This window comes from Lacticaseibacillus zeae subsp. silagei (genome assembly GCF_030770335.1).
GTDB lineage: Bacteria > Bacillota > Bacilli > Lactobacillales > Lactobacillaceae > Lacticaseibacillus > Lacticaseibacillus zeae.
The window spans coordinates 656,578-683,396 of the sequence record NZ_CP132484.1; the positions used below are offsets into that span (position 1 = coordinate 656,578).

The following is a 26,819-nucleotide window of genomic DNA, read 5'->3' on the forward strand; positions in this document are numbered from 1 at the left end:
GCAGCACAGTCAGGGAAACGGAGGGAATCGATGACCACGATTACAGATATTGCGAAGGCGGCGGGGGTGTCGATCGCTACGGTTTCGCGAATTTTGAATTATGACGCGACGCTGGCTGTGACGCCAGAAACGCGGCAGCGCGTTTTGAAAACCGCTGAGAAACTAGCGTATAAACCGCGACGACGCAAACGGGTGCCCACTCAGACAACGGTGGTCCTTGTCCAATGGCGCAGTGAGCAGGAAGAACTGAATGATCTCTATTATCTGCAAATTCAATACGCGATTGAAGCCAAAGCAGCTAGCGTCGGGTACCATTTGCAGAATTTTCACCTTGAGCAGCTGGATAGCGATAGTGTTGCCAACATCCAAGGCATCATTGCGTTAGGCAAATATGACGCAGGTGAAGTGGCTAAAATGAAAGCATTGGGACTGCCGGTGGTCTTTGTTGATCAGAACATGCTGGCGTTTGACTGCGACTCGGTTACCGCCGATTATGCCGGGCCGATTAAAGAGATCATTGAGCATTTTCGCAAAGTTGGCATTGATGATATTGGCTTTCTCGGCGGACTTGAGACGAGTCGCAGCGGCCGTGAGCAGTTTCAGGATGTGCGTACGGTAACATTTGATCGTGCGGCGAAAGACGCCGGACTTGCACGCCCTGAGTTTCGGTTAATCGGCGAATTTACGCCGGATTCGGGCTACCGCTTGATGAAAAAAGCGATTGAAACGTTAGGCGACCAATTGCCGCATGGCTTCATTATTGCCAACGACACCATGGCGGTCGGTGCCTTGCGCGCGTTGAACGAGGCTGGCTTAGCAGTGCCGCAACGGGTGTCCGTCATTAGTTTTAACGATGTGGCAGTCGCCAAATTCACGACGCCACCACTGTCGACGGTCCATGCGGCGACGGATCAAATGGGCCAGACGGCGGTTGAATTGCTGCAGGCAAGGCTGAGTGACGCCAAGCGGGTGCCACGCCAAGTCAATTTTAAGAGTGAGCTTGTGATGCGGGCAAGCAGTTTGTAGCCTATGCATCACTGATTAAGGAGGGTGTTAACAGCACTCAAATATGATGAACAATATGGAATTAAGCGGTACAACATGGACAGAATAATTAAGTGGAAGCTGTCCGTGTGTTCAAACCAAGTTAACTAGCGAAATGTCTTGATAAGGGCCTAAGTCTTACGGTATTGTGGTTCTTACCAAGCGCTAGTATTGGTTTGGACGTCTATCTCAAGCTTTCTCTCAAGTAGCTTTCAACCAGCTAATCGAGAGGAGGTACCGTTGAGAATCTGGTGGCTTATGCGAAATCAAAAGTAACGGGGTAGGCTATACCCTTAAAGTTCAGGAGACGGTCACTGTCATGATGATTTATTTCAGAGTGGGAATACCGTTGTTGACGGGACTAAATGAAATGTAGGATTGTCAATCAAGAAAGGAAATATGTAAAACCTTTATTGGTGTCAAAGAGACATTCTTCCACGTTTTATATAGCAGGGTATGATGGACGTTTCAGTTGAACAATATGGTCAGTACCAAGGACACGACTTGTATGAACTAACCTTGACCAATGATCAGGGAATGGTGGTCAAACTGTTAAACTACGGTGCCACTTTGGAAAAAGTACTGCTGCCGGAAGCTGACGGGTTGCACAATATGATTCTCTCGTTACCAAGTCGTGAGGATTACTCAAAAGAGCGTAATTTTCTAGGCGGAACAGTTGGCCGCATTGTCGGCCGGATCCGCGGTCATGTTTGGCAGCACGGCGGTGTCAAAGTCGACTTGCCCATGAACGAAGGCAACAATCACATTCATGGCGGGGATGACGGCCTCGATCGGCAAGTTTACAATTTCCGCATCGAAAAAACGGCAACGACCGCCAGCGCCAGCTTTACGTTCGTCGATCCGGACGGCCACAACGGCTATCCCGGCAATCTCAAGTTGCAAGTCACCTACACGCTAACCAACGCAAATGCCTTACAGTATCGGGTCGATGCGCTAAGTGACGCGGAAACGCTCTTTAATCCGACCAACCATACTTACTTTGCGCTGGATCAACCAGCCACGATTGATGACACCACGTTGACAATTCCGGCCGATGACTACAAGCCATTAGACGCCGAACACCTGCCAAATCAAGGCTGGCAGCCGGTATCCGGCACTGTGTTCGATTTTCGCCAAGGCCAAAAACTCGGCGATGTCATCCACACCCGTGCCGATCAAATCACGTCCGAGCGCGGCATTAACCATCCATTTCTTTTGAAAAACGGCAAAACACTGGCGGCCAAGCTTCAAACTGCCAAGCACACCATGACTTTAGTCACCACCGCGCCAAGCGTGGTTGTCTACACGGCCAATCACTTCGATGGCACGGGTCTTCCCCACAACATCAAGCAGTTTGACGGTGTGGCTCTTGAATGCCAGTTTGCGCCGGTTAGCGGGGATGATCTCTCGGCGATCACGCTGTTGCCGGGTGAGCCATTTACGTTGGCGAATACTTGGACGTTTGAATAAGACATAGTGTTTTTTAACTAGTGGGTTATTTGCACAGGAGGAAGCTTTCCTTGATTAGGAAGGCTTTTTTCTTGTGCTTAGGTGTTAATGGCATCAGGTTATGCATCATAGATGGCAAAAAGCGAAGTCAATGGTTGCCAATTAAATTGAGGCCTATTTGTTTTAATTTGTTCTTTTTTGTTAGGAAAAATTCTGGCGTGAATAATCTACTTCATTAATTTGCAAAGTTTTATAGATTGTCTAAGTACTTGCACAACAAGGGGTTAAACTCTCTATAAAATTCATTCAATAATTTGCCAACCTTTTTGAGGATTTTCTTGACTACTGAAAACGCTTGTTTATAATTAAAAGTGAACAGGAACAAACAATAGTTAACAAATTGCTGACAAATGATTAAGCGGTGGCCGATGTAACTTTTTGATTCAAAATTGGCATTTCCCCAGATGTTGTTCATTTAAAAAATGCCCGATCGCTTTTGTAATGCCGCTCAATCAGACTGGTTTTTGATCTAGTTCTTGAAAGCGCTATAAAAGGCCTATTCTGGTTTACTTTGTTAGAAGGATCAGGTTTACAAATAGCATGACGCAGAGCAAAAACACACCGTCAGTTTCTGTTCACGCTGCGAATAATATTTTTATAAGGAGGTGAAAAGTGATGGCTGCAAATATTGTTTTTACACGAATTGACAACCGTTTGGTGCACGGCCAGGTTGGGGTTACATGGACACGTGCTGTTAATGCAAATCTGATTCTGGTTGCTAACGACCAGGCTGCTAATGATCCGCTCCAGCAGAAGTTAATGGCAACGACAGCTGACTCTTCAGGCGCTGGTATCCGTTTCTTTACGGTTCAACATACCATTGACATTATTGGTAAGGCTGCCGATCGTCAGCACATCTTTATCGTTATTAAGACGCCAGCCGACGCTCGCAAGTTAGTTGAGAACGGTGTGCCAATCAAGGAAGTCAATGTGGGCAATATGCACTTTGCTCAGGGCAAGACAGAGATTACTAAGAAGGTCTATGTCGATGAACAAGACAAAGAGGATCTGTTAGCAATTGTGAACGCTGGCGTCAATATTTTCATTCAGGACTATCCGGGTGATAAGAAGACACCAATTACTGCTGACTTGTTAAAGAATGTCAAATAGTCAATAGATTAAATTGGAGGTGTCAGGTTCATGGATGTTACCTTAACTCAAGGGGTGTTAATCGCGCTTTGGGCAATGATATCAGGTCTTGATTGCTGGCTACAGGCGTTCTTCATTTTCCGTCCGATTATTGTCTGCACAGTCACTGGCCTTATTCTGGGCGATTTACAGCTCGGTGTCATTGCTGGCGGGTTAACTGAACTAGCTTTTGCCGGATTGACTCCTGCCGGCGGGACACAACCGCCGAACACGGTTCTTTGCGGGATTATGACGGTGGTTATTGCGGCAACTAACAAAACAGCTCCAGCAACGGCAATTGGTCTTTCATTACCGTTCGCGATGTTAATGCAATATATTCTGCTGTTCTTCTACTCCAGCTTTTCACTGTTTTTGCCGAAATTTGATCAATATGCCGCTGAAGGAAATGCAGGGGCGTTTAAACGTCTGAATTTCATTCCGCTCACGATCGTTACATTGTCCTTCGGGATCATGGCTTTCCTGAGTGCATATGCAGCACAGGGCCCAATGAAGGCACTTGTTACTTCAATGCCTCACTGGTTAACACATGGTTTTGAATTAGCTGGCGGTATTTTACCAGCTGTTGGGTTTGCAATGTTGTTGAAGGTTATGTTAAAAGGTCAATACTTTGCATATCTGCTTTTGGGATTCGTTATGGCTTCAATGATCCCATTCTCAAATGTTCTGCCAGTTGCTTTGGTTGGCGCAGTATTTGCACTGATCGAGTTCTATCGCAGCCGTGATCAGATCAAGTTAGAGAAGCAAGTTAAGGAAGTTCAAAATCAATCTCAAGGAGGAGGCATGAATGATGGCATCTGATGACAAGAATGATAAGACACAAAAGAAAAGCTTGTTTACCAATCATGAAATCTCCATGCTTGGGATTCGGTCTAACTTAGTTCAGGCATCCTTCTCATATGAACGAATGCATTCACCAGGTTGGACTTGGGCGCAGCTGCCATACTGGCAAAAGATCTATAAAGATGATCCTGAGGGCCTTAAAGCCGTTATGACCGATAACATGGAATTCATCAACAGTTCACCGCCACTGTATCCTATCCTGATGGGATTGCTACTGACGATGGAAGAAGGCCATGTTGATCGGACAACCATTAAAGGTTTAAAGAACGCATTGTTCGGTCCTATGGCCGGCATTGGTGATGCGATCTTCTGGTTCACCATTATGCCGATTGTCGGTGGTATTTCTGCCTCAATCGCGAAGAACGGGAACGTTTTTGGACCAATTCTGTTCTTCCTGGTTTACCTGTTCCTATTCTGGTCTCGTATTCCATTGGCACACTTGGGTTATAACCTTGGTACGCGAGCGATTGATGTCATTCAGGAAAACTCTCGAATCATTTCACACGTTGCTTCTATCTTGGGCTTGACCGTTATCGGTGGTTTGATCGCCAGTTATGTCAAGATGTCACTCACCATTAAAATTGGTGCCGGGAATACGGTTATCAACTTGCAAAAGCAGTTGCTGGATAAAATCTTCCCGAACATTCTGCCATTTGCCTTTGTCTTCTTGCTGTACTGGCTGTTGAAGAAGAATGTTAACCCAATTTGGTTAATTGTCGTAACCTTTGCACTTGCCATTGTTATGGCGGCCATCGGTTGGATGTAGCTGTTAGTAAATGATTTGAGGAGGAATTAGACATTGAGTAAAGTTCAAGTGATCGTCACCGGGCATGGTACTTTTGCCGATGGGTTCAAAGGTGCGCTACATCTTCTGGCTAGCGTTCCAGACAACTGGTCGTTCGTAAACTTTTCAGAAGGTATGAGTGATAAACAACTTCAAGCTAAGTTTGAAACGATTCTTGGATCTGATCCCAAGCCGACACTGTTTTTTACAGATTTAGCTGGCGGAACCCCGTATAAAGTGGCGGCAACTCTAGCTAGCAAAAATCCGCAATTGGCGGTTGTCTCTGGCTGTAACCTAGGGTCGTTACTTGAATCTGTATTCAGTGACTATGACAATGCCGATGCCTATGCTGATGCGATTATTGCTGCATCAAAACAAGGCACGCAAAAGTTTACGCTGGATATGCCAGACAATATGGCTACTGGCTCTGATGACGGTATCTAGTTGTCGCTGACTTATCTAGGAGATACAGTTATTGAGGAAGGGGCGTGGCTTTCTAGTCACACCCCTTTTCTGACAAATTTGCATGGTAGAATCAGTTACATGAGGTGAATGATATGGCGACTAACATTTCGATTCTTGTTTTAGCAATGATTGCGGCCGGTATGGGCATTATGCTCTACCAACGACGTAAGTACTTCTATTTGGGAACATTCTTCATAGGACACGGTATGACAAGCACTGTCATCAATTTAAAAAACAGTGGGCATTACGTCATCAATATCACCAATGTTAGTGAAAATCCCCAAGCACCTGCTAGCTTTAAAATAGAAGAGGGATCGTTCCGCAAAGATGGAACAGTCATTGACTTGAAGCCGGAAAAATTATCAACTTTTACCTATCCAAATTCGCAGGCTTTAACGACAAATGATTGGGGTGGACATGAGGAGTCGGAATCAGAAAGTCACCAGATATCATTGCAAAACCATGCTCTGATGCTCTCTGGAGAAGAACTTCAACCACTTAATCAGGGAAAAGTCGTGACAGTTAAGCAATTTATGCAGAATAAGAAGAAGCCAAAGTCTGCTAAAGTGTGACTGGTTGAGTCAATGCTTTGGGGTCTGCGTTTGTCAGTAAGATGGAACCAAAAACAGCTAATCTGTCTATGCGGATTAGCTGTTTGCGTATGGTTTCCTTTGTGGCGGCTTTTGGGACTGAAAAAGATCACTTGTAGGAGTGAGAAAACTTACCTTTTTGTGAATCTGGTGCTGATTATCTGTAACGTCTCCGTTTGGCTTGAGTCTAATAGGGTTTTTTAATTAATTGCTGGCTCAATGGGTTAACTAAAAATAGGCCTTCACAAACAAATCCACCGCCAGCCCAAACGCAGCAAACGCAATTAAAATCCGTAACAATCTCACCGGAACATGCCGCACAACGATCGGACCACAGTAGCCGCCGATCAGAAAGCCGATGCCAAGCGGGAGAACTACTAGCCAATCAATTTTGCCAGTCCATGCGTAAATAATCGTCGCGACTGCGTTAGCCATGAAGGCCATGACGTTCTTGAAGGCGTTAAGCACCGCAAAGCGCTGGGGTAGGCTGAGCGTTAAAATTGCGAGGATAATGACGCCGCCTGCCGCACCGAAGTAACCGGTGTAGGCACCGATCAAGAAGAGACCGATAGCTTTTAAAACCAGGCCGAACTTGTTCTGATCGCGTAAGGCAGGGACATTCTTCCGGTCCGCTTGGTGTCCGCTGACTAAGAGAAGAACACCGGCTGACAAGATGAAGAAGGGGACGACGTGTTCGAATGTGGATGCCGGCTCAATAAGTAGAAGTGCAGATCCGAGAATGCCGCCTGCTAGCGTGAGGGCGGTTAAGCCGGTCACCAGTTTGCCTTCACCGCGAAGTTCGCGGGATGATGACGCGGTTGCGCCGATTCCGGAAAGTACCAGTCCGGCCGTGTTGGTCACGTTGGCGATGACTGGCGGGATGCCGGCTATGAGCAGTGCTGGGTAGGAAACTAATGAAGCTAAGCCAGCAATCGAAGCCAATAAGCCGCCGAGGATGCCGGCGCCGATAAAGTAAATGAATAACCAAAATGTCATGATTGCGCTCCATCTGCTTTTCAATTTTTCTCTGTTAGTGTCTCGCTAAGATGTCATGAATGTCAAGAAAACCCCGGTTGAAGTTGGTGGCTTCAGCCGGGGTTTCTTGTCTATGAAGTTTAAAGCTCTTGTGCAGCCCGCTGAATTTTATCAACGAATTCTGTCATATCAGCTTGCGGCTTTAGAACATTCGTCAGGGCGACCGCAGCCTTTTTCTGCTTGCGGTTGATGCTGAGTAAGCCGGTATAACCGAGGACACTGCCACTGTTGCCTAACCAGCCGTCAGCAAGCTTGTGCCAGCCGAATCCGTAGCCACCTTCAGCAGCCTTGAAGATGGTTTCCCAGCTTGCGGCTTTGAGTAACTTACCTTTCAAGACAGCTTGCGCAAACTTTTCAAGATCGTCGACTGTTGTGACTAAGCCGCGATCTGCCTGATTTTCGTCACCTTTACCAGCGAGGTTCGGGTTGCCGGCAATCCAGTGATAGCTTTCGGCAAAAGCGTGTGAGGTACCGATTTTGGTATGTGTCAAAGCCAAAGGATCGTAAATGTTTTTCTTTAAAATGGCTTCAAGTGGGCGTTCCTCAGTGAGCCGATCAAGCACTTCGCCTAGCAAAATGGCGTTGGTGGCACTATAAGCAGTCTGGCTGCCTGGCTTGAAGGCTAACGGTTGATCATCAATGACGTCCAAGACTTTGGCCAGATCCATGTCAGCGGCATTGTGCTGGTTGATTTGTAAGGCCAGACGCTCAGCCGGCAAGGTGGCTGGAGCGTTGTCCTTGAACGGTTCAGCCATGAGCGTTAAGTAATCAGGAACTCCGCTTTGCATGGTGGCGAGCTGGCCGATGGTGATTTTGTCAGCCTGCTTATATTCAGGCACATATTGTGACAGTTTGTCAGTCAGCTTTAATGCACCTTTTTCGACAAATTGCATGAGCAAAACACCAAAAAATTGTTGCGTGACAGTTCCGGCACCGCTGAGCGTATGCGATGCGAACGGAACCTTCATATCGATATGCGCGAAGCCTTGCGAATCTGCTGCTAACTCTTTGTCGGCAGTTACCACTGCGACTGCGCCGTTATAGTGTTCGGTTTGTAAGGAACGACTTAATGGTGATTCATCTTTAACTGATTCTAGTTCTACCATAAAAAACGCCTCCAAAAATGAACGATCGGTCGAGTCTTAGCTTGTGCTTGTTGGGGCATCGGCGTCGTCGGCCATGATTGATTAATCTAAATGTGCCACTTTGACGAGCTCGCCTGTCACGCCGATTTGGATCCCTTGCTTGATTTTATCGGTACGGGTGGCATGAACGACTTGGAACTTATTTTGTTTAACGATCAGCTTGTTGTCAGTGTGGTAATCAGCTGGTAAGGGTTGATTACTGCCGCGGATCAGTATCACGATAAACTTGAAACCACTGGCATGGGCTTCACACGGGCTGTAGTGCAACGTGTCGCTGAAGAATTCAACCACGGTGCCAGCTGGAACGAAGAACAATTTGGCATCTTTTTCCGCGTTGAATTTGCCAGCGTGCATTTGGCCGCGCTTGCCGATGACCATGACGACATCTGTGAAAAAGACGTTCACTTCACTGCCTTGGTGGAATTCTACGGCGGTTAAAGCTTCGGCGTGGCCGGCACATTCACCTGCTTCAATTGGCAGGCCAGCGAAAACATCGCGGCCGATTTGCTGGACAACCGGAATCTTTTCCATATTCGGGTTGGACGGGACATAGAGGTTGGCTGCGGTTGGGGCAGGGATGGTCACATTTTGGTCCATGAACGTTTTGAGCTCACTGACATCGTATTGCGGGTAGATGACGCCGTAATCGGCAAACACCGGATCCGTTAGCTGATGAATCTGCTTATCTGGATTCAACTGCTGAATCTTTTCAAAAGTTGACATTTAATGGCTTCTTTCCAAAATTAGTAATTTTCAATCGTGACTTTGGCAAAATAGGTAGCGAACTTGGCCGGGTTGACGAAGCCGGTTTCAGCTTCCATCGTGTTGAGCATCCCGGTGGTCATCGCCGTCTTCATAATGTCTTCGTCAGACTTACCATCGTGAATGCCCATGGCGAGCCCGGCTAAGGTTGAATCGCCGGAACCAACCGGATTGACGACCTGGATCTTAGGAATGGCGGCGTGATAAAACTTGTCTTGATGCTTAACAAAGGCGCCTGCTGATCCCAAAGAAACGACAATCCAATCAACGCCATCAAAAATCGGATCCTGGAGGTCTTGTTTCAACGCGGCATAATCGGTTTTATCGACTTCGCGGTTAAGCAGACCAGCCAGTTCTTCTTCGTTTGGCTTGATCAAAAGCGGCTTCACCGGTGCTTCGAGTGCTGACTTTAAAGTGGCGCCGGATGTGTCGAGCAAGACTTCGACGTTTTTGGCGCCGGCGTGGGCGATCATTTGCGTGTAATAATCTTCGGGTAGTCCTTGTGGCATGGAGCCGGAAATCGTCAGCAGGTCTGCCTGATTCAGCAATTTGTCAAAGTGATCGAGAAACTTTTGTGCATCTTCAGGGGTAATTGTTGGTCCGGCTTCAAGAATCTCTGTTTGCTTGCCGCCATCATGCAGCATTGCGATCGAACTGCGGGTTTCCGCATCGATCGGCAGAAAATCATGGGCGATACCATCTTGATCCAGTTGATGCTCCAACCATTTGCCAAAATAGCCGCCGATAAAACCGGTCGCAGTAAGATCGTGATCCAGCATGTGAATCACCCGGGAAACATTCAGCCCCTTACCACCAGCGGTCTTACGAACATTTTTGACGCGATTCACCGTGTCAATTTTGAGATGTTCGAGTGGGTAGGAAACGTCGATTGAGGGGTTTAGAGTGACCGTTAAAATCATGGAATTTTTCTCCTTTTAAGTTGAGCGTGAGCTGGCGCGCATTCATTAAACATCATTCTGCGCTTTCGCCAGTCGTTCATTTAATAAAAGCCGATTCCCTGGGGAGTCGGCTTTTATGGCCTACACACGAACTAATCGTGGGTAACCTTGTCCGTCCAAGGGGTGGCAGTTTCAGCCAAAACCTTGTTCAAACGATCGATGTTAGCTTTGCCTTCGGTTTCCAGCCACTTCTTGCCGGCAGCTTCGCCTTCAGCAGCAAATGGCTTAACGCCTGGCTTCCAAGTTGCGCGACCGCAGAGAACACCATTAAAGGTTGAACCTGCTTCCTTAGCGAATTTGAGTTCTTCGAGGAATAATTCATTTGAAACGCCTGCCGAAAGGAAAATAAACGGCAGATCGGTGGCATCTGACTGTGCCTTGTAATACTTCGCGGCTTCTTCCTTGGTGTAAACCGGGGTCACGCCTTCATCGGTGAAGCCTTCAACAAACTTCTGGTCAACTGGCACCTCAACTTTGAGGACAGAAACGTTATATTGTGGCTTGCTGAATTCCTTGGTGATCTTGATAACCTTTTCTGGCTTAGCCTTAGCCCATGCAGCAGTGCCGGTTTCATTGGTCTTGCCATCGTAAGAAACCAATTCAAGGAACAGCGGCAGGTCGTTGGCTTTAGCTTCGGCACCAACACGTTCAACAAAGGCGTACTTGCGATCGTTGATTGAGTCTGGTTCGTCTGGATCAATGTACAGCAAGAACTTAACCGCGTCGCCGCCTTCATTCTTGATGCGCAATGCACTCTGATTGTCAATCAAATCAGGGAAGCGGCCAGGTTCGGTGGCATCGTAGCCGGTCTTTTCATAAGAAAGTAACAGACCGGACTTAGGATCGCGCACCTTGGCAGCCGGTAAGCCATATTCTGGATCGAGCAGAATGGCACTGGCGTATTTGGTTAATTCTTCAGAAACAGCCTTTTTGAAATCAACGATGGTGGTTTCATCAGCCGGCTTGTTGGCAGCGGCTGCCAGCATCTTCTTCAGGGAACCACGTTGATCAATGGCCAAAGCGGAGATAACATTGTTGTCATCGGAAAGTTTTTGTAAGTGTTTAAATTGACCAGCAGTAAGGGTAACAGTCATATGAGAATTCCTCCATTAGTAAGGGCTAGTGAGCGCGTTAATGCTCATGAAGCCAAATTAGTCGTGATAAACGCCTTCGTCCCACTTTTCGAGTTCAGCATCGAAGAAGTGCGGATTGTCTTTTTGTTCTGGGTTAGGCTTGGCAATGTTGTCAATCTTGTCAATGATCTTTTTGTTTTCCGGTGTTTCCTTGTAGGTTGCGTCAAGGAAAGCTTTAACCGTATCTTCAATCAAGTGGATACCGGTAACGGCACCACCAATGCCTAAGACGTTGGCATTTAATTGTTCACGGGCATAAACTGCTGAAGTTGCGTCATTGGCCATCGCGGCACGAACGCCTTCGTTTTTGTCGGCAGCAGTTGAGATACCGATACCGGTTCCGCACATTACGATACCTAAATCTGCGCGCCCATCAGCAACGTCTTCAGCAACGCGTTTGCCATAAATTGGGTAGTGAGTACGATGCGTGTCATAGGTACCTTCATCAATTACCTTGTAGCCCATGTCTTTCAGCATATTGGAGACTTGGATTTTTTCATTGGTGACAATGTGGTCATTTCCGATTGCAATAATCATTAGGATGAAACTTCCTTTCTTGGCTTAAATAAACGGAGACGTAACTTAGATCATCTTTTCCAACATGTCTAACCGAATCTGATGACGGCCACCAGCATATTCGGTGTCGAGGTAACGTTGGACGATCGCGATGGCGCGATCAGGGCCGGTGATGCCGGTGCCGATAGCAATAGCCTTGGCGCCATTGTGTTCAGCGGTCATGTGCGCCGTGTTTTCTTCTTGAACAACGGCAGTGACCATGCCTTTGACTTTATTAGAAGCCATAGCTGAGCCAACACCATAGCGGTCGAACATAATCGCTTTGTGAGCGTCGCCGTTCAGCAACTTCTTTGTCACTGCCAAAGCAGATTCAACAAAATCTTCAGCAGGTTCAGGGGTCACATCAGCAACTTGATACTGATGATCCTCCAAATACTTCTTAACCTGTTCCTTCATTGCAAAACCGTCTTTGTCTGCACCAATAATGACATCCATAATTCAATTCTCCTTTGTGTGTGTGAGCGTGAACCGGCGCCTGCGCCAGTAAACGCGTTATGCTTTTCCTACGATAACAGAGGTATACTCACTAAAATGCTGCTTATCGTCAGCGCTGATACCATCATCCGTGATGAGGCCATCAGTCTGATCGAGGTCATAGAAGCTGTAAAAATCTTGTCGATTCAGTTTAAAATGATCCGCAGCAACAAACTTCATGCCGGCATTGTTGAGGGCAATCCGCTGGGTCTGTCCCTCTTCAGGACTGGCATTGCTGATATGGTTGTCGGCAATCCCGTTGACACTGATAAATGCCTTGGTAGTCGTGAGGTGAGCTAACATCTCATTAGCTAAGCTGCCAATGAAAGCACCGGAGCGCTCTCGCAGCTGGCCACCAATCAGTTTCAGTGAAAAATAATCTGCACGATCCTGAAAACTCTGAAAAACAGGAAGGCTATTGGTAATAATGCGCACTTCCGGTTTTTTGAGGTACTGGGAAATGAGTTCCATGGTCGTGCCGGGACCGATGTACACCGTATCGCCTGACGTAATGATGTCTGCGATGGTCGCAGCAATTTTGCGTTTTTCGTTGACATGAATGGATCGCTTCTCGTTTCGGGATAATTCGGTTAGCGGCTTAAAATGCGTGCTTTGGGCACCACCGTGAATGCGGATTAACTCATTTCGATCGGCGAGCTCTTCCAGATCCCGGCGCACGGTCATGGTTGAAACACCTAAACTATCACCAATTTCGTTAACGGTCACAATCCCTTTGCGATCCACTAAGTTACGGATTGTCAGCAAGCGCTCGTCTTTTAACATTGAATCACCTCACATAATCTGTTCGTTGTTGTTTGTTTTTGTTCCTTATTACAGTTTTAAGTTACCACCGGGGGAATCATTCGTCAAGCTCATAATGACAATGTTTTCCGTTGGTTATATGGTTTTTGGCGACTTGTTTGAATCTTTAAGAAATTGGTTATTACCTGAATAAGCTCACAAATTGCACGAAAAAGTGAACAGAATATAACAGATTTTAACGCTCGGTATATACCGTTCGCACAATTTCTGCTTGGCATACGGTTGCGATAGGCTAGAAGCCATTTAAAGATGAGCTTTTCTGGTGAAGGTGAAAGTGCGTCATCTGCTGCACCAATCAGTTGATAAAACCAAAGAAAAGTCGATCCCTACAGGCAAAGTTCGTCGAGGGTCGGCTTTTCTAAAAGCTTCTATATGAGTATGATCGATTTCTTGTCCATTTTTTTGGCCTTTTTAAAATGACGTTAGCGTAACAAATGCGTAGTATATAATAGAAACAACCGTTTATCCTAAGTCGGGCAGCTTCAGCAAATCGGCGGCTTGATGCAAGACAGCGATGCGCGGGGCGACGGCCGGTGAAGGCGGCGTGGTCCATCCGGCAAGCGCAAAAGCGACATTGGCATCGGCGGCTGCTTGGGCATCGGTTGACGTATCACCGATGTAGACCGTTGTTTCAGGGGTGCCGCCCAGCCGTTCACGAGCTAACGTGATCGGATCGCCAAATGGCTTGTTGCGTTTAGCTTCACCAGCGACAACCTCCGTCTGGAAATAAGGGCTGAAGTGATACTTCTTGTCTTCTTCAAGAAACTGCGGTTTATCTTTTGACGTGACGAGTCCGAGTTTATATTGCTGGCCTAACTGTTTAAGAACAGTTTGCATGTTGGGGAACCAGTTCACGTCAGTCAAAAAGGCTTTAGAATCTTCCCGCCATTCTTCGTGAACCGTGGGGATTTCCGCATCGCTAAAGCCGAGCTCTTTTAAGCTGTCGACACCGGCGCGGCCATTGGTCCAAGTCAGATCCTGGATGGGTACCTTGCGACCGTGCCGCCGCAGCGTTTTCTGCAAGCCGTAAAGATAACCCTCGACATTATCGAGTAAGGTTCCATCGATATCAAAGATAAACGTGTTCATAAATTTTCCTCCTAAACAATCAATATTATTGTAGCAAGTAAGCGGTAACAAAGAAAGGCGTTCAAATGCGATTCTTACACACAGCCGATTGGCATATTGGCAAAAAATTAAACGATTTTGACTTATTAGCAGACCAACAGACGGTTTTTGATCAGCTGGTGGCGGTTGCGAAGGCACAGCAGGTAGACGCCATTGTGATTGCCGGCGATTTATATGATCGGGCATTGCCGAGCGAGGCGGCGGTGGCGGTGTTGGATCGGATGCTCGTGAAGTTGAATCGCGAATTGCATTACCCGTTGTTGGTGATCTCGGGCAACCACGATTCGGCGGTGCGTTTGCGGACAGGCCGTTCCTGGTTTTCTGCCACCAAAATGTTTGTTAATACGCAGTTAGCCGAAGCATTCACGCCGGTTGAGATGGATGGCGTTCAATTTTTCCTACTACCTTATTTTGAGCCGTTCGCGGTTCGCGATTATTTTCAGGATCAGACCGTTACAAACGTCGCACAGGCGATTCGGCCGATCGTTACCAAGATGAAGACGCTGTTCAAACCGGGGATGCGGCATATTTTAGTGAGCCATTTTTTTGCGGCTGGCAGTGACCATAGCGCTTCGGAAACAAAAGTGAATGTCGGCGGCCTAGACGCGGTGCCGATCGATGATTTGGCGGCGTTTGATTATGTTGCGTTGGGCCATTTACATAATCACAACGCGCTGCATGGCGAGCCAAAAATTCAATACAGCGGCGCTTTGCTGAAGTATGCAGTAGGCGAGGCGAAGCAGGAGAAGGGTGTCTACATTGTGGACACCGAAACGATGCAGCGGAAATTTGTGCCGCTGAAGCCACAGCATGACTTACTGGAATTAAAAGCCAGCTATGCTGATTTGACCGATCCGGCGTATTACCAAAAGCAGGATCGAGATGCCTACATCGGGGTTGATTTAACCGATACCCAGGTGATTCCCAATGTGATGGCTCAGTTGCGGCAGATTTATCCACGCATCATCAGCTTACGCCGCGAAAATGGTGTCCAGGCGGTGAAACCATTACAGCAGCGGCAACGTGATCTGGATCCGATCAGTTTATTGAAGGCCTTTTATGAAGAACTGATGCAAACCGAGCTGACGGCTGATCAGTTAAAATGGGCAAAAGCTGGTCTTGCCGCAGCAGAAAGTGAGCAGAAGCAATGAAACTAAAAGAATTACACATGCAGTTTTTTGGCCCATATGCAGATGAAACGGTTGATTTTGATGATTTTCAGACCAGCCCCTTGTTTCTGATCAGCGGTCCGACCGGCAGCGGGAAAACCACCATTTTTGACGCGCTGGTGTATGCCTTATATGGTGAAACTTCCGGCGAGCGTGATGGCGTTCAGATGCGGTCGAATTTTGCCAGCCATCATGATTTGACCAAGGTGACGTTGACGTTTGAACATGATGGCAAACACTACTCGGTCACGCGGCAGCCGCAACAGTTGCAACAAAAAAAGCGCGGAGATGGGCTTACCGAGGTTAAGGCTAAGGTCGTGCTGGCGATCGCGGATGGCGATAAGCAGGTAGCGGAATATACCAAGAAGAATCAGGTGCAGGCGCAGTTAGATGCGGTTTTGCATCTGGATGCCAAACAGTTTCGCCAGATTGTGCTGTTGCCTCAAGGTGATTTTCGGCACTTTTTGGATGCGGACAGCAATGCTAAGGAAGACTTACTGCGTGATTTATTTGGCACGCAGCTCATTCAGCGTTGGCAGACAGCGATGTTGGCCAAAACCAAAGAGCAGGGTGCGGAAATTCAGGATCAGGAACGCATGCTCAACCTGCTGACATCTCAGTTTAATTTTGAAGTCGAGCCAGATGAAAATGGCACCCCAGCGGACAAGTTGGACTTGATGCGGGAGACTGTCGAAAAACAAGCGGTGACAGTTGCGGCACGACAAAAAGCTGCCGATAGCAGTCATCATGCCTATCAGGTTGCGCAGACCGCACTTCAAGCAGGCAGACAGTTGGCGCAAGCGTTCAAAGATCGCGAACAGACCACCGCTGCCCTGGCGGAACTCGCTGAGCAGGAACCGGCTCAACAAGACCGACTGAAACGCATGGCTCAATTAACCTGGGTTCAGCAACATGAAGCCGCTGCGCAACGATTCGAAACCACAGCGCAGGATTTGACAGCCGCGCGGAAGCAAGCAACGCAGACCCAGGCAACTTTGGTGACGATCCAACAGTCCATGGATCAGGCTAAAGCAAGCTTGGCCGAGCTGCAGCAACAAGAGACGGCGATCAACGCGAAGCAAAAACAGCTTGATCAGCTGCAGGCGGTTCGCGAACAACTTGTTGCCATGAGCGCGCAAAAACAACAGGCAGCGATGAAAGCCGCTGCGGTCACGAAAGCAAGTGCTGCATTGAAGAAGGCGCAGCAAAAACTTGCGGATGATCAACAAACGCTCACCCAGAAGCAAACCGAATTATCTGACTTGTCAGTGACCGATTTAGCAAATCAAGCAGCCGAACATAAACAGTTATTGGCGACCTTGACGCCGATTGCAGCGAACTACCAGGAAGCGCAAAAAGATGCCATTACTTTTGGAGAAAAGTTAGTAAAAGTTAAAGCTTCGTTGGAAAAGGCGACACAGACCAGCAAAACGACAGCGCAACAACTAAATGACCTGCAACAAACCCAAATCAAACAGCAAATTGCCCGGCTGGCGGCTAAGCTGGAACCAGGCACGCCTTGTCCGGTTTGCGGCAGCCTTGAGCATCCCCACCCAGCCGTTGCCACGACTGAACCATTGGTAACCGAGGCGGCCATCAAGCAGGCAGAACAAACGCGTCAGCAGGCTGCCGCAAAAGAAACAACTCTGCAAACGCAGCTTAAAAATCTTGAAGAGCAACAGGCAGCGGCGACCCGAAAAGCTAGTGTTGCCCAACGTGACTTTGTGGAAAAACTGGCCCAGCAGCCAAATCTCATGAGTTCTAGTGCTGACAATGCCGATATTTTAGCTCAATTGGGTGCGTTTGAAGCTGAGACTACCAAAATCGTGAAGCAACTGGCAGCGGCCGAGGCAAAACAAACAGCGCTTGAGACAGCATTGAAATCGTTGCAAACCGCTGTCACGAAGGATACGGACAAGGTTCAAGCCGCTCAAGATGCAGTTAATACTGCCAAACTTGAGGCTGCTACAGCTACGAGTGCGCTGGCGACGATGCAAGCGGCGCTACCTGAAGGGACCGGCGATTTGGGAACCGTGACCGCACAGTCAGCGGAACTGACCCAAGCGGTTGACACGTATCAGAAAAACCAACAAGCCGCACAAGATAAAGTAAACGACTTGGATCGCCAACTAGCCGGACTCCATGCCGATGAGCGCCACGCCACGGAGCAAATCACCAAGCTGGAAAAAGACCATCAGGAAGCAGCGACGGCCTTTTTACAAGCAGTAACAGAATATTTTGGCGCAGATGGATCCAAACAATTTACTTTACTAAAAGAGCAATTGGATCAATTGCCGATTTTGCAACAGCAGACTCAAGACTATAACAATGCGGTTTTGAAGCAAAAGACGTTATTGGAATCCAGCAATAAAACCATTGGCGATCAGCACGAGCCGGCGCTTGATCAACTTGAAGAACAGGCTGCTTCGACGGAAGCTGCAGCTACCAAGGCCCAGACCGCATTGATTGAAGTGCAGCAGGCGCATGACACGGCCAAGAAGCTGTTGAAGCAGGCTGCGGACATTTTAGCAAAAAATCAAACTGCTTTGGCTGCATATGCTGACTTACAGACGTTAACCACAGTGATGAACGGCAATGGGCCGAAGAAACTGAGCTTGGAGCGGTATGTTCTGCAAGCCTATCTTCAGCAAATTCTGGACGTTGCCAACACGCGGTTGCAGGTTCTGTCCAATCAGCGGTATCAGTTTGTGCTGCACACCGATCTAGGCACGCAGAAAATTCATTCCGGTTTGGAAATAGATGTTTATGATGATCAGGTTGGCGAACAGCGCGCAGTCCAGACGCTATCTGGCGGCGAAAGCTTCATTGCAGCCCTTAGTTTGGCATTAGCATTGGGCGAGGTGATTCAACAGGAAAGTGGCGGCATCAACATTGATGCGTTGTTTGTTGATGAAGGATTCGGCAGCTTGGACACCAATAGCCTTGATGTGGCCATGAACGCCCTCGAGTCATTGGAAGGCGAATCGCGGCTGATCGGCATTATTTCCCACGTCACGGAATTACGCGATAATATTCCTGATCAGCTCCAGGTACAACCGGCAGGAACTGGGCGCAGTCGGCTGAAAGTGCTGCATATGGCATAGTTGCGCTTTGCTGTGGAATGGTTTTAGTTTAAAATTTACTTGAAAGGAATATACCTTCATGGTAATATGCCATAAGAAGGTTAGGGTGTTGATGGAGGCTAGGGCGAAGAACAACAGACTGGAAAGACAATTAACAGATCCGCGTATACGAAATCGAATTTTCGGAACTAGTGTCGGTAGAAGAATTGCGGCGAGAATTGATGAAATTGCAGCGGCGACAACGTTGGATGACGTGTCCAGATTTCCACCATCACGGCTTCACGCTTTGAAGGGTGATCGGCAAGGAATATTTGCGGTTGATATCAGTGCTAATTATCGACTACTATTTATTGGATTTGATGACGAATATCAAGAATCTGTGGATACTGCAGAAATCGTGGCAGTTGTTTTTGTAGGCATTGAAGATTACCACTAAAGAAGGAGGTCCTTCACTTATGTTTGAAGTAGACTTTAATGATTCAGTACCCATGAACATTGTGCCAACGACTTCGGCAGCTGATGCGTTGAAGGAACTGATGGCGTATCACAATATTACGCAGTCTGAGTTTGCGGAGCACATTGACGTTTCGCAAAAGCAGCTCTCATTTATTTTGAACCGGCATGCGTATATGAGCATCAATGTTGCGCGGAAAATTGAGCAAGCCACTGGTCTTAGTGCTAGATGGCTTTTACAGCTTGACTTTAATTATCGGTTGTCACAGGCTGAGACCGATGACCTTGATCAAGTTAAACGATTCGATTGGGCGAAATCCCAAGAGAAATAAGCCTGGAAAACCTGGCTTAGAAGGCCAAAAATTCATTTGTTCTTCTCCTGAGTCGGTGATCAGATTAAAATTTGGTGTGTCAAGGTGCCATTTAAGTGGTATAACAGAAGTTGAAAGGGTCAAACCTTCTAACTCACACCAAAAAGAGGCGACATCACATGGCATCATTGAGCAAAGAACAGAAGAAAGCTTTGATCGCTAAGGTCGAAAAGGAGCGCCAAGAACATCCTGAAAAGAAGCCTAAGAAGTCAGGTTTCGAAACGATTGACGAAGAAGCAGAACGCCTTGAAAATGAAAACTAATTTTTAGCTAAGTCACGGATTCCAAATGAGAAATTGTTTGGGATCTTTTTTTGTTGAGCGCGTTATAGAACGTAACAGCCCAACCTATCTTTGCAGACAATAGAACAAATACCAATGCCGCTAAAATCACTTACGGTCACAACCACAAGTACCCCGATGATATCTACTTCCAACAAAGGTATAGGCGAATGCACAGGCTGAAAATACAATAATGACGTCCCATAACAACCGCAAACCAAACTTTTTTCAAAAAACTTTAGCACTCGGCGTTCACAAGTGCTAATTTGTGGTATAACTATAGGTGGAGCGAGGGAGAAGGAACAAAGGCTCCGGAGCTAAGATCGTTCTCCTGAATCCCCAAAGTCTCTGATTGAAAGGAAGTTATCTGTTATGGCTAATGAAGTTATGAATCGTCGTAATAATGAGTTGATGAATGATGTTAATGATCCGTTCTTTGACAACTTGGCGCGTCGGTTCTTCGGCCCGGTATCTGACTGGATGGATTGGGCAACTCCTTCCATTGCCAGCACGGCCGTCAACGGATTGCTGACTGACGTTAAGGAGACCAAGGACGCTTACGAAGTTCATGTTGATGTTCCTGGGATCGACAAGAACAACATCAAGTTGAACTACCATGATGGCATTTTGAGCATCAATGTTCACAAGGATGACATCACAGATCACGCCGACAAGAACGGCAACGTCATGATGTCCGAACGCAGCTATGGCACGATGAGTCGGAGCTATCAACTGCCAAACGTTGATGACAGCAACATCAAGGCAAGCTACAAAGATGGTGTTCTCAACATCACATGCCCAAAGTTGACTGAATCAAAGGAGTCTGGTCACAACATTGAAATTCAGTAATGGATTGAGTAGTGTTTGTCGTCAGGCGGCTCAAGACTCACGAACTGCATTGCAAGCATGATCAGAAGCGGCACCACTGTCGTTGATGGGCAAAACCCAGTAGTAAGCAAAACGAATCGATGAGAATTGCAGCAGTTGCAGTGATCATTGAACCGTAAAAAGGAATCACCTCTGCGATACGTATGATCGTAGGGGTGATTTTTTTGTGAGCGCGAGCCAGCCCGGTTAGAAACCGGAGCATAAGTGGCCTCAAGTCTAAATGGCTGGGCTTTGGGCATTTAGACTTGAGGTCCTTATGTGCAGGTTTCTGGGCTGGCGAGCGCGTTATGGAAAGTTAAAGCAAAATATTTCAATTGCCTCAAATAGAACAATCCCCATCAAGCCACCAAACAGTTCCCCAACACCAAACTCCATGGTAAGCTAATCCCTATGATGACAAACAACAAATTAATGGATTGGCCGCCAGAAAAAGTAGCGGCATTTCAACAGGCACTTTTAGATTGGTATGACGGTCACGCGCGAACGCTACCGTGGCGGCAAGATCATGACCCTTATCATGTGATGGTGAGCGAATTAATGCTCCAACAGACCCAGGTGCAGACAGTGATTCCGTATTACAAACGCTTTATGGCGCAGTTTCCAACTGTCGAGGCACTAGCCGTGGCGCCGGAAGCCACAGTTTTGAAGGCATGGGAAGGTTTAGGTTATTATTCGCGGGCGCGACGCCTGCAGCAGGCAGCGAAACAAATTGTGAACGATTATGGCGGAAAATGGCCGAAGACGTCAGCCGAGTTACAAACATTGGCTGGCATCGGCCCTTATACAGCCGGCGCGATTGCTTCCATTAGTTTTGGCGAAGTTGTGCCCGCCATTGACGGCAATGCGTTTCGGGTATTTGCCCGCTTGTTCAAAGTAGATGCCGATATTGCACGGCCGCAAACGCGCCAAGTATTTTACGATCTGATCCGCCCCTTAATTCCAAAAGATCGTCCTGGCGATTTCAATCAAGCGGTGATGGATCTAGGCTCAAGTTATATGTCCGCCAGTCACCCGGATCCCGAACACTCGCCTGTCCGCGATTTTGATGCGAGTTATCGCGATGGCGTTGTGGCGGATTATCCGGTTAAAACGAAAAAACCGCGGCCAGTTGTGCATCGCTATTTTGCTTTAGTGGTGCGCTCCGATGCTGGTTACTTATTCGAACAGCGTCCTAGCACCGGGATGTTGGCAGATTTATGGATGTTCCCACTGATTGATATGGCGGATCTCGAAGCAACCATGATGAGCGATCAACTAGATGAAGTGAGCCGGATTTTTGGGGCGTCATCAGGCTTGTCCTTAACGTTTGCCGATCTTGGCGTCAAGCAGGTTCAACATACGTTTACCCACCAACGCTGGCAGATGACGTTAATCGGGGCCGATGCCAAAGCTGAGGAGCTGAAGTTTATCCCTGCACGTTGGGTGGCGCCTAAGGATTTTGGCAAAATAGCACTGCCAACTGTCCAGAAAAAGTTGAATCAGGCGTTAGGACTGGGTGATTTGGATTAGATTTCGGGCCGTTTATGTCAAGCTTCGCAGCAACCTGAAGCGGGGCAATTTTTAGCTGTTTTATAGAAAAGGGCGTTATACTGTGGTCATCGTGATGATTGAGAGGCGATTATTTTGACAGTTAAAGTCACCAAAGATATTGCTTATGGCGATGCTCCTTTACAGAAACTCGATTTCTATGAGCCGGACAAACCAAATGGTGCCGCGATTCTTGATATTCACGGCGGCGGTTGGTTTCGCGGTGAAAAGAATAAGGAAGGTAGTATGGCCGAACGCTTCGCCGCGCTTGGCTACGCGGTTGCCGTTCCGAATTATCGGCTAGCACCGGAAGCCTTTTTCCCGGCAGCGCGGGATGATGTTTTAGCGGCCTTTTCGTGGTTGCGTGATCATGCCGAAACAAAAAAGCTCGGCGTGTTCGGATCGAGTGCCGGTGGTTCTCTATCGGTTGACGTTGGCTTGGCTGAAGGCGTGCCGATGGTTTCATGGTCGGGGATTTTTGACATTCAACAGTGGTTTGCGGCGCACCCAAACGTTGTGGCGCAACCTGATACCAAAACCGATTTTGTGAACACCGCGAGCGCTAAAATTGATCAAGGCGGCCGGAACGATCCATTTTACAAGTGGTTCATTTTGAATTATGTGGATGCGGATGAGACTAAGTTTTCGCAAGTCGAGCCGTTTGAACGTTTGACGGCGCAGGCTGGTCCAATGTATCTGGCTAATTCGCAGGAAGAAATCATTCCGGTGAGCGGCATTTATCAGCTCGGCCAAGCAGCCGCAACGTTTTGCGTGCCGGTGACATTGCAGGTCATCCCCGGCGGCCAGCATGCGGAAGGATATCTTGCCGAAGCGTGGCCGGGCACGGTCGCATTCTTAGCACAGCATTTACTGAAGGGATCAAATTGAAGACACTAGTGGTTGTTAGCCATCCGAATATCGAAAAAAGCGACACGCAGCAGTTTCTAAAAGCCAGTGCCGTTTCTTTATCGCAAGTTGTGTGGCACCATTTAGATGCGAACTTGCCGTTTGATGTCGCCGCCGAGCAGCAAATGATTCAGGCGGCTGACCGGATTGTTTTCCAGTTCCCGTTGTATTGGTACATGGCGCCAGCGAGCTTGCATCAGTGGCTGACAGAAGTTTGGGTGAAGCAATTCGTTTATGATGCGCATGGCGGCCTTTTGAAGGGGAAGTCATTGGGCCTCGTGGTGAGCTTTAGCCAACCGGAATCGGCTTATCAACTTGGCGGTCAGGTAGGGTTTAGTTTGAGCCAATTTTTGGCACCTTATGCCGCGTTGGCAGAAAAGACCGGCTTGCAGCTGTTGACGCCATTGGCCATTGCCCGATTCGCCAACCAAAATGACTCGGACCACCAGCAATTACTGATCCGTTATCAGCAATATTTGACGCTGCAGCATCCTGATAACTTTGAAGCTCAGGCGCAGTGGTTTATCAATCGGCTGCAGGAAGACCCCAAGACGACCATGCTAGCTGACCAACTGGCTTCGCAAACTGATGAAATCGACCGTTTGCGTTTGACGCTGCATGAGTTGAAGGCAGGTGAGTCTGAGTGACGACTGACGAACAGTGGCTCATTACCACGGCCGCCCAGCATGAAAAAGATGCGGTATCTTATGAAAAGGCGGCGTTCTTTGCGGCCCTGCAAACTTTTGTCGCGCAACAAGCCGAGCGCCGCGAACAACTGGAAGCAGAAATCGACGGTCGCAGCTGGAATCATGAACAGTGGTAAAGTTCGGTCTGACGACGGAGGGGCATTGCCTGGCAATATGCTATGCTCTAATTAGCAAAACAAGGGAGCGTCAAAAATGCAAGCAATGTTTGATCGTCTTCAACGGTGGTCGTGGTTACGCGGCCTGCTTATGATTCTGATCGGGGCCTGGATTTTAATTGAACCACACCAAGTCTACCGGAGTTTTCTATGGATCGTGGCCGCGGTGTTGATTGTTGCGGCCATTCCTAAGCTGATCGACGGCTTTTCGGCCAAAAAGCGTTCCGGAACTTATAGCACATCGCTTTTTACAGGCATCGTCTATCTGTTAGTAGCCCTGCTATTACCGGCGATTGTCATGCCACTGATGAGCATGGGGCCGTTTATCATCGGCATCGTGTTGATCGTTTATGGCATCAATAAAATTATGAGCGCCCGTCATCAGCAGCAATATGTAAATGTCGCACCGTGGCCAACCATCGTCTATGGCGTTGCCCTCATCATTATCGGGGCGATCATGGTGATTAACCCATTCAGAACCGTGATGATGGTCTTCTCGCTGTTTGGTGGATTGTTAGTCGTGATGGGGATTCTGCAGTTGTTTGGTAGTAAGCAAAAATAAAACCTATGTGTAGAAAAGCCGCGGATTATGCTGTCCGCGACTTTTTGTTTGCGATCAGAATTTAATAGCCAATATAGGCGCACATGAATGATTAGGTTGGACACTGCCCATGAACAGAATTTTTCATCAACTCAGTATCACTTGCGACTGGCATTTGATATTGTAGCTTTAATAAGCATTGTTCAGCGTATTTGCATCAGGTTAAAACGATGCGGAGGTGAAGGTTTTGCAAGATCGTGAAAAAAAGAAAGTGACCATTGCGGTTAAAGTTAACCAAGCTGATCAGCAGCGAGCTACGGAAATATTTGAAAGCTTGGGACTTGATTTAGCAACAGCTATAAACATTTTCATCAAGAAGAGTATTGCTGGAGGCGGATTTCCCTTTGAGGTCAAGGATCCATTTTATAGTGAGGCTAATCAGGCGGAACTTAATCGCCGTTTCAAAAAGATCGCCAACAATCAGGGTATCCATTCTCGTCAGCTATCGGAAAATGGGGAGTAGCAATTAATGTCCAAGGTGTGCTTAGATGAAACAAGCGGCGTTTTTCACTTTTTCACCATCGGCAAAAACTGCACTACCTCAAGCCCCAGACAAATTAATTGTGTTTCACCGCCAACATCGCTAAACTCTGTGGCAGGAATGTGATAAGCGCTTACAGAGAGGGGACAATAAAATGAGTGAATTCAATTGGGAGGAAGTCGAACAGGACGAATATTCGCGTTCGGCAACACCAAGTTTTGTTAAATTAACGACGCGGAGTTATATCACGGCGATGGGGGTTGCGCCGAATCGATTAGCTGATGCAACATTTACCGATTTAGCAGCGGCGGTAACAGCAGTGGCCAAGCAAATCAGCGAAGGTCCTAGCGTGGGCATCAAGATTCCGAATTTTAAGGCATACCGACCTTATCCATTGCAGGCGGTTTGGTCAGGCGGTGACAAAATCAGCAATCGCCATGTTTTCCGGATATGGCTCAAACAACCGTTGTTTATTGAAAAGGCGCAATTTACGGCTGCGCTGGCGCAACTTGATTTTGATCCCGCCATCGCCAAACAGCTACATTTTGAACAGTTGGCCGAGGGTTTCGAGATTCAGAGTTTCAGCGACACGCCGCTGGACGATAGCGCAACTGCCTTGAAGCGGATTCAAACAACGATTGCGGACAATCAGCTGGTGCCGAAGTACAATGATCGTCATCGTGAAGTTTATGTGGCGGGGTATTCGAAAACGGCACCTGTACTTTTGCGAGTGGCATTAGACGAAAATTTTGGACAGATTGATGAAGAGCATGTCGTCTATAACTAATCGATAATTGTGGTATTAAACGGTTAAGTTAAGGTGGCCAAACTAAAATCGGTACAGGAAACTGTCTGGGTTTCCTGCACCGATTTTGTTTTGCAGTTCTGTGCGTTGTTCAGTTTTGTGGGTAAACGATTTGATTGGCCCAATGATTGATCGGTCCATATTGGTGACCAACGGCAATGGGATGGCCGATCGCTTGGTTCGTAAAGCGTTTGGCAATCCGAATGGCGTCTTCGATCGTGTTACCTTTACCGATTTCAGCGGTAATGACGGCAGAGAGCGTATCGCCAGTGCCATTGACCCGATCGGTATTGTGGTAAGGTTCGCTCAGCCAGAAGGTTTTGCCGCTTTCCAGCAACACGAAGTCGCGAACTTCTTTTTGCTCAGGATTATCGTGTGCGCCTTTTAGAACGACATTCTTAGCTCCGGAATCTTGCAACTGATGCGCAGCTGCTTCGATGTTGGCATCCGTATCAAGTTTCATGCCGGTAAGATGCTCGGCTTCGTAGTGATTCGGTGTCACAACGGTTGCCAGCGGGATGAGGTCATTTTTGACGGCGTCGTACGCGTCTTGCTCCAAGAGCATGGCACCATGTTTGGTGATAATGACCGGGTCAACTACCAACGCGCCAAAATCATATTGCTGCCAGTTCTTGATAATGTCCTGTACCAAAGCGCGATCAGCCAACATCCCGGTTTTGGCCGCGCGGATTTTCAGGTCAGCGGCCAACGACTTGAATTGGGCATCGATGAACGGCAATGGCATCACCATGCTGTCCTGAATGCCATAGGAGTTGCCGGCAACAGCAGCGGTCAAAACAGTGGCGCCATATACACCGCGCATAAAGAAACTATGCAAATCAGCCTGAACACCGGCACTGCCGTCGCTATCCGTACCGCCAATCGTCATTACTTGCGGAAATTCATTAGCCATGGAAAAACCTCCCAACAAATTGTGAGCGTGAGCTGGCGCGGTTAGAAGTCGGAGTGTAAGCGGC

Annotated in this window: 30 protein-coding genes; 20 read left to right on the plus strand and 10 right to left on the minus strand. The window is 47.7% G+C overall.

Annotated elements, in window-relative coordinates; all coding sequences use genetic code 11:
* The first annotated feature begins 30 nt into the window (after positions 1-30).
* The 7 genes from LACZS1_RS03065 to LACZS1_RS03095 all read left to right on the plus strand — a co-directional run bounded on the left by LACZS1_RS03065 (position 31) and on the right by LACZS1_RS03095 (position 6,363).
* The gene (locus tag LACZS1_RS03065; RefSeq protein WP_070652107.1) at positions 31-1,026 is read left to right on the plus strand and encodes a LacI family DNA-binding transcriptional regulator; all 996 of its coding nucleotides are present in this window, start codon (positions 31-33) and stop codon (positions 1,024-1,026) included.
* A gap of 477 nt (positions 1,027-1,503) precedes the next feature.
* A complete protein-coding gene (locus LACZS1_RS03070) occupies positions 1,504-2,514 on the plus strand; it encodes an aldose epimerase family protein (protein WP_070652108.1) in 1,011 nt (336 codons plus the stop codon).
* A gap of 654 nt (positions 2,515-3,168) precedes the next feature.
* Positions 3,169-3,663 (plus strand): PTS galactosamine transporter subunit IIB, encoded by a 495-nt coding sequence (gene agaB / locus LACZS1_RS03075; RefSeq protein WP_025013201.1) that lies wholly within the window; start codon positions 3,169-3,171, stop codon positions 3,661-3,663.
* Positions 3,664-3,693: 30 nt separating this feature from the next.
* Entirely contained in the window at positions 3,694-4,500 is an 807-nt protein-coding gene (agaC, locus tag LACZS1_RS03080) for a PTS galactosamine transporter subunit IIC (RefSeq protein ID WP_039639554.1), read from the plus strand.
* Entirely contained in the window at positions 4,487-5,308 is an 822-nt protein-coding gene (gene agaD / locus LACZS1_RS03085; protein ID WP_083311638.1) for a PTS galactosamine transporter subunit IID, read from the plus strand. The genes agaC and agaD overlap by 14 nt, the downstream gene beginning before the upstream one ends.
* 33 nt (positions 5,309-5,341) lie before the next feature.
* Positions 5,342-5,770 carry a PTS sugar transporter subunit IIA gene (locus tag LACZS1_RS03090; protein WP_025013202.1) on the plus strand — a complete coding sequence of 143 codons (429 nt, stop codon included), beginning with the start codon at positions 5,342-5,344 and terminating at the stop codon, positions 5,768-5,770.
* A 113-nt stretch (positions 5,771-5,883) separates the two neighbouring features.
* A complete protein-coding gene (locus LACZS1_RS03095) occupies positions 5,884-6,363 on the plus strand; it encodes a hypothetical protein (RefSeq protein ID WP_070652110.1) in 480 nt (159 codons plus the stop codon).
* Positions 6,364-6,609: 246 nt separating this feature from the next.
* On the opposite strand, the gene LACZS1_RS03100 is transcribed toward LACZS1_RS03095, so the two are convergent.
* The 9 genes from LACZS1_RS03100 to LACZS1_RS03140 form a co-directional block, all read right to left on the minus strand.
* Positions 6,610-7,377, minus strand: a complete 768-nt coding sequence (locus tag LACZS1_RS03100) for a sulfite exporter TauE/SafE family protein (RefSeq protein WP_070652111.1) — start codon at positions 7,375-7,377, stop codon at positions 6,610-6,612.
* 119 nt (positions 7,378-7,496) lie between these two features.
* Positions 7,497-8,522 (minus strand): serine hydrolase domain-containing protein, encoded by a 1,026-nt coding sequence (locus tag LACZS1_RS03105; RefSeq protein ID WP_070652112.1) that lies wholly within the window; start codon positions 8,520-8,522, stop codon positions 7,497-7,499.
* 81 nt (positions 8,523-8,603) lie between these two features.
* Entirely contained in the window at positions 8,604-9,284 is a 681-nt protein-coding gene (locus LACZS1_RS03110) for a DUF4867 family protein (RefSeq protein ID WP_070652113.1), read from the minus strand.
* Between the two features lie 20 nt (positions 9,285-9,304).
* Positions 9,305-10,243 carry a tagatose-6-phosphate kinase gene (gene lacC / locus LACZS1_RS03115; RefSeq protein ID WP_070652114.1) on the minus strand — a complete coding sequence of 313 codons (939 nt, stop codon included), beginning with the start codon at positions 10,241-10,243 and terminating at the stop codon, positions 9,305-9,307.
* 131 nt (positions 10,244-10,374) lie between these two features.
* Positions 10,375-11,376, minus strand: a complete 1,002-nt coding sequence (locus tag LACZS1_RS03120) for a tagatose-bisphosphate aldolase (RefSeq protein ID WP_093997872.1) — start codon at positions 11,374-11,376, stop codon at positions 10,375-10,377.
* Between the two features lie 57 nt (positions 11,377-11,433).
* Positions 11,434-11,952: a galactose-6-phosphate isomerase subunit LacB gene (gene lacB, locus LACZS1_RS03125; protein WP_010493492.1), complete on the minus strand. Its 519-nt coding sequence runs from the start codon at positions 11,950-11,952 to the stop codon at positions 11,434-11,436.
* A 45-nt stretch (positions 11,953-11,997) separates the two neighbouring features.
* Entirely contained in the window at positions 11,998-12,426 is a 429-nt protein-coding gene (lacA, locus tag LACZS1_RS03130; RefSeq protein ID WP_010493495.1) for a galactose-6-phosphate isomerase subunit LacA, read from the minus strand.
* A gap of 57 nt (positions 12,427-12,483) precedes the next feature.
* Positions 12,484-13,248 (minus strand): DeoR/GlpR family DNA-binding transcription regulator, encoded by a 765-nt coding sequence (locus LACZS1_RS03135; RefSeq protein WP_010493497.1) that lies wholly within the window; start codon positions 13,246-13,248, stop codon positions 12,484-12,486.
* Between the two features lie 501 nt (positions 13,249-13,749).
* Positions 13,750-14,376, minus strand: coding sequence for an HAD family hydrolase (locus LACZS1_RS03140; protein ID WP_047107291.1), 627 nt, complete (start codon positions 14,374-14,376; stop codon positions 13,750-13,752).
* A 65-nt stretch (positions 14,377-14,441) separates the two neighbouring features.
* Here LACZS1_RS03140 and LACZS1_RS03145 point away from each other — a divergent pair, with 65 nt between their 5' ends.
* The 13 genes from LACZS1_RS03145 to LACZS1_RS03205 all read left to right on the plus strand — a co-directional run bounded on the left by LACZS1_RS03145 (position 14,442) and on the right by LACZS1_RS03205 (position 25,824).
* On the plus strand, positions 14,442-15,566 hold the full coding sequence (locus LACZS1_RS03145; protein ID WP_070652115.1) for an exonuclease SbcCD subunit D: 1,125 nt from the start codon (positions 14,442-14,444) through the stop codon (positions 15,564-15,566).
* Positions 15,563-18,688, plus strand: a complete 3,126-nt coding sequence (locus LACZS1_RS03150; protein ID WP_070652116.1) for an AAA family ATPase — start codon at positions 15,563-15,565, stop codon at positions 18,686-18,688. Before LACZS1_RS03145 ends, LACZS1_RS03150 begins: the two co-directional genes overlap by 4 nt.
* 88 nt (positions 18,689-18,776) lie before the next feature.
* Entirely contained in the window at positions 18,777-19,103 is a 327-nt protein-coding gene (locus LACZS1_RS03155) for a type II toxin-antitoxin system RelE/ParE family toxin (RefSeq protein WP_414973778.1), read from the plus strand.
* 19 nt (positions 19,104-19,122) lie between these two features.
* Complete coding sequence (locus LACZS1_RS03160) at positions 19,123-19,452, plus strand: helix-turn-helix transcriptional regulator (protein WP_083311639.1); 330 nt, start codon at positions 19,123-19,125, stop codon at positions 19,450-19,452.
* Between the two features lie 158 nt (positions 19,453-19,610).
* A complete protein-coding gene (locus LACZS1_RS03165; protein WP_005684115.1) occupies positions 19,611-19,754 on the plus strand; it encodes a hypothetical protein in 144 nt (47 codons plus the stop codon).
* 390 nt (positions 19,755-20,144) lie between these two features.
* Positions 20,145-20,621, plus strand: a complete 477-nt coding sequence (locus LACZS1_RS03170) for an Hsp20/alpha crystallin family protein (RefSeq protein ID WP_010493513.1) — start codon at positions 20,145-20,147, stop codon at positions 20,619-20,621.
* Between the two features lie 432 nt (positions 20,622-21,053).
* The gene (mutY, locus tag LACZS1_RS03175; protein ID WP_070652144.1) at positions 21,054-22,169 is read left to right on the plus strand and encodes an A/G-specific adenine glycosylase; all 1,116 of its coding nucleotides are present in this window, start codon (positions 21,054-21,056) and stop codon (positions 22,167-22,169) included.
* A gap of 114 nt (positions 22,170-22,283) precedes the next feature.
* Positions 22,284-23,075 carry an alpha/beta hydrolase gene (locus tag LACZS1_RS03180; RefSeq protein WP_070652118.1) on the plus strand — a complete coding sequence of 264 codons (792 nt, stop codon included), beginning with the start codon at positions 22,284-22,286 and terminating at the stop codon, positions 23,073-23,075.
* Positions 23,072-23,740: an NAD(P)H-dependent oxidoreductase gene (locus LACZS1_RS03185; protein ID WP_070652119.1), complete on the plus strand. Its 669-nt coding sequence runs from the start codon at positions 23,072-23,074 to the stop codon at positions 23,738-23,740. The genes LACZS1_RS03180 and LACZS1_RS03185 overlap by 4 nt, the downstream gene beginning before the upstream one ends.
* Positions 23,737-23,916, plus strand: coding sequence for a hypothetical protein (locus LACZS1_RS03190; protein WP_047107299.1), 180 nt, complete (start codon positions 23,737-23,739; stop codon positions 23,914-23,916). The genes LACZS1_RS03185 and LACZS1_RS03190 overlap by 4 nt, the downstream gene beginning before the upstream one ends.
* A gap of 76 nt (positions 23,917-23,992) precedes the next feature.
* Positions 23,993-24,517, plus strand: coding sequence for an HdeD family acid-resistance protein (locus LACZS1_RS03195; protein ID WP_070652120.1), 525 nt, complete (start codon positions 23,993-23,995; stop codon positions 24,515-24,517).
* Between the two features lie 217 nt (positions 24,518-24,734).
* Positions 24,735-25,019 carry a type II toxin-antitoxin system RelB/DinJ family antitoxin gene (locus tag LACZS1_RS03200; protein ID WP_231956428.1) on the plus strand — a complete coding sequence of 95 codons (285 nt, stop codon included), beginning with the start codon at positions 24,735-24,737 and terminating at the stop codon, positions 25,017-25,019.
* Positions 25,020-25,191: 172 nt separating this feature from the next.
* The gene (locus tag LACZS1_RS03205) at positions 25,192-25,824 is read left to right on the plus strand and encodes a hypothetical protein (protein WP_070652122.1); all 633 of its coding nucleotides are present in this window, start codon (positions 25,192-25,194) and stop codon (positions 25,822-25,824) included.
* A gap of 109 nt (positions 25,825-25,933) precedes the next feature.
* On the opposite strand, the gene thiD is transcribed toward LACZS1_RS03205, so the two are convergent.
* Positions 25,934-26,755 (minus strand): bifunctional hydroxymethylpyrimidine kinase/phosphomethylpyrimidine kinase, encoded by an 822-nt coding sequence (gene thiD, locus LACZS1_RS03210; protein ID WP_047107306.1) that lies wholly within the window; start codon positions 26,753-26,755, stop codon positions 25,934-25,936.
* Between the last annotated feature and the right edge of the window lie 64 nt (positions 26,756-26,819).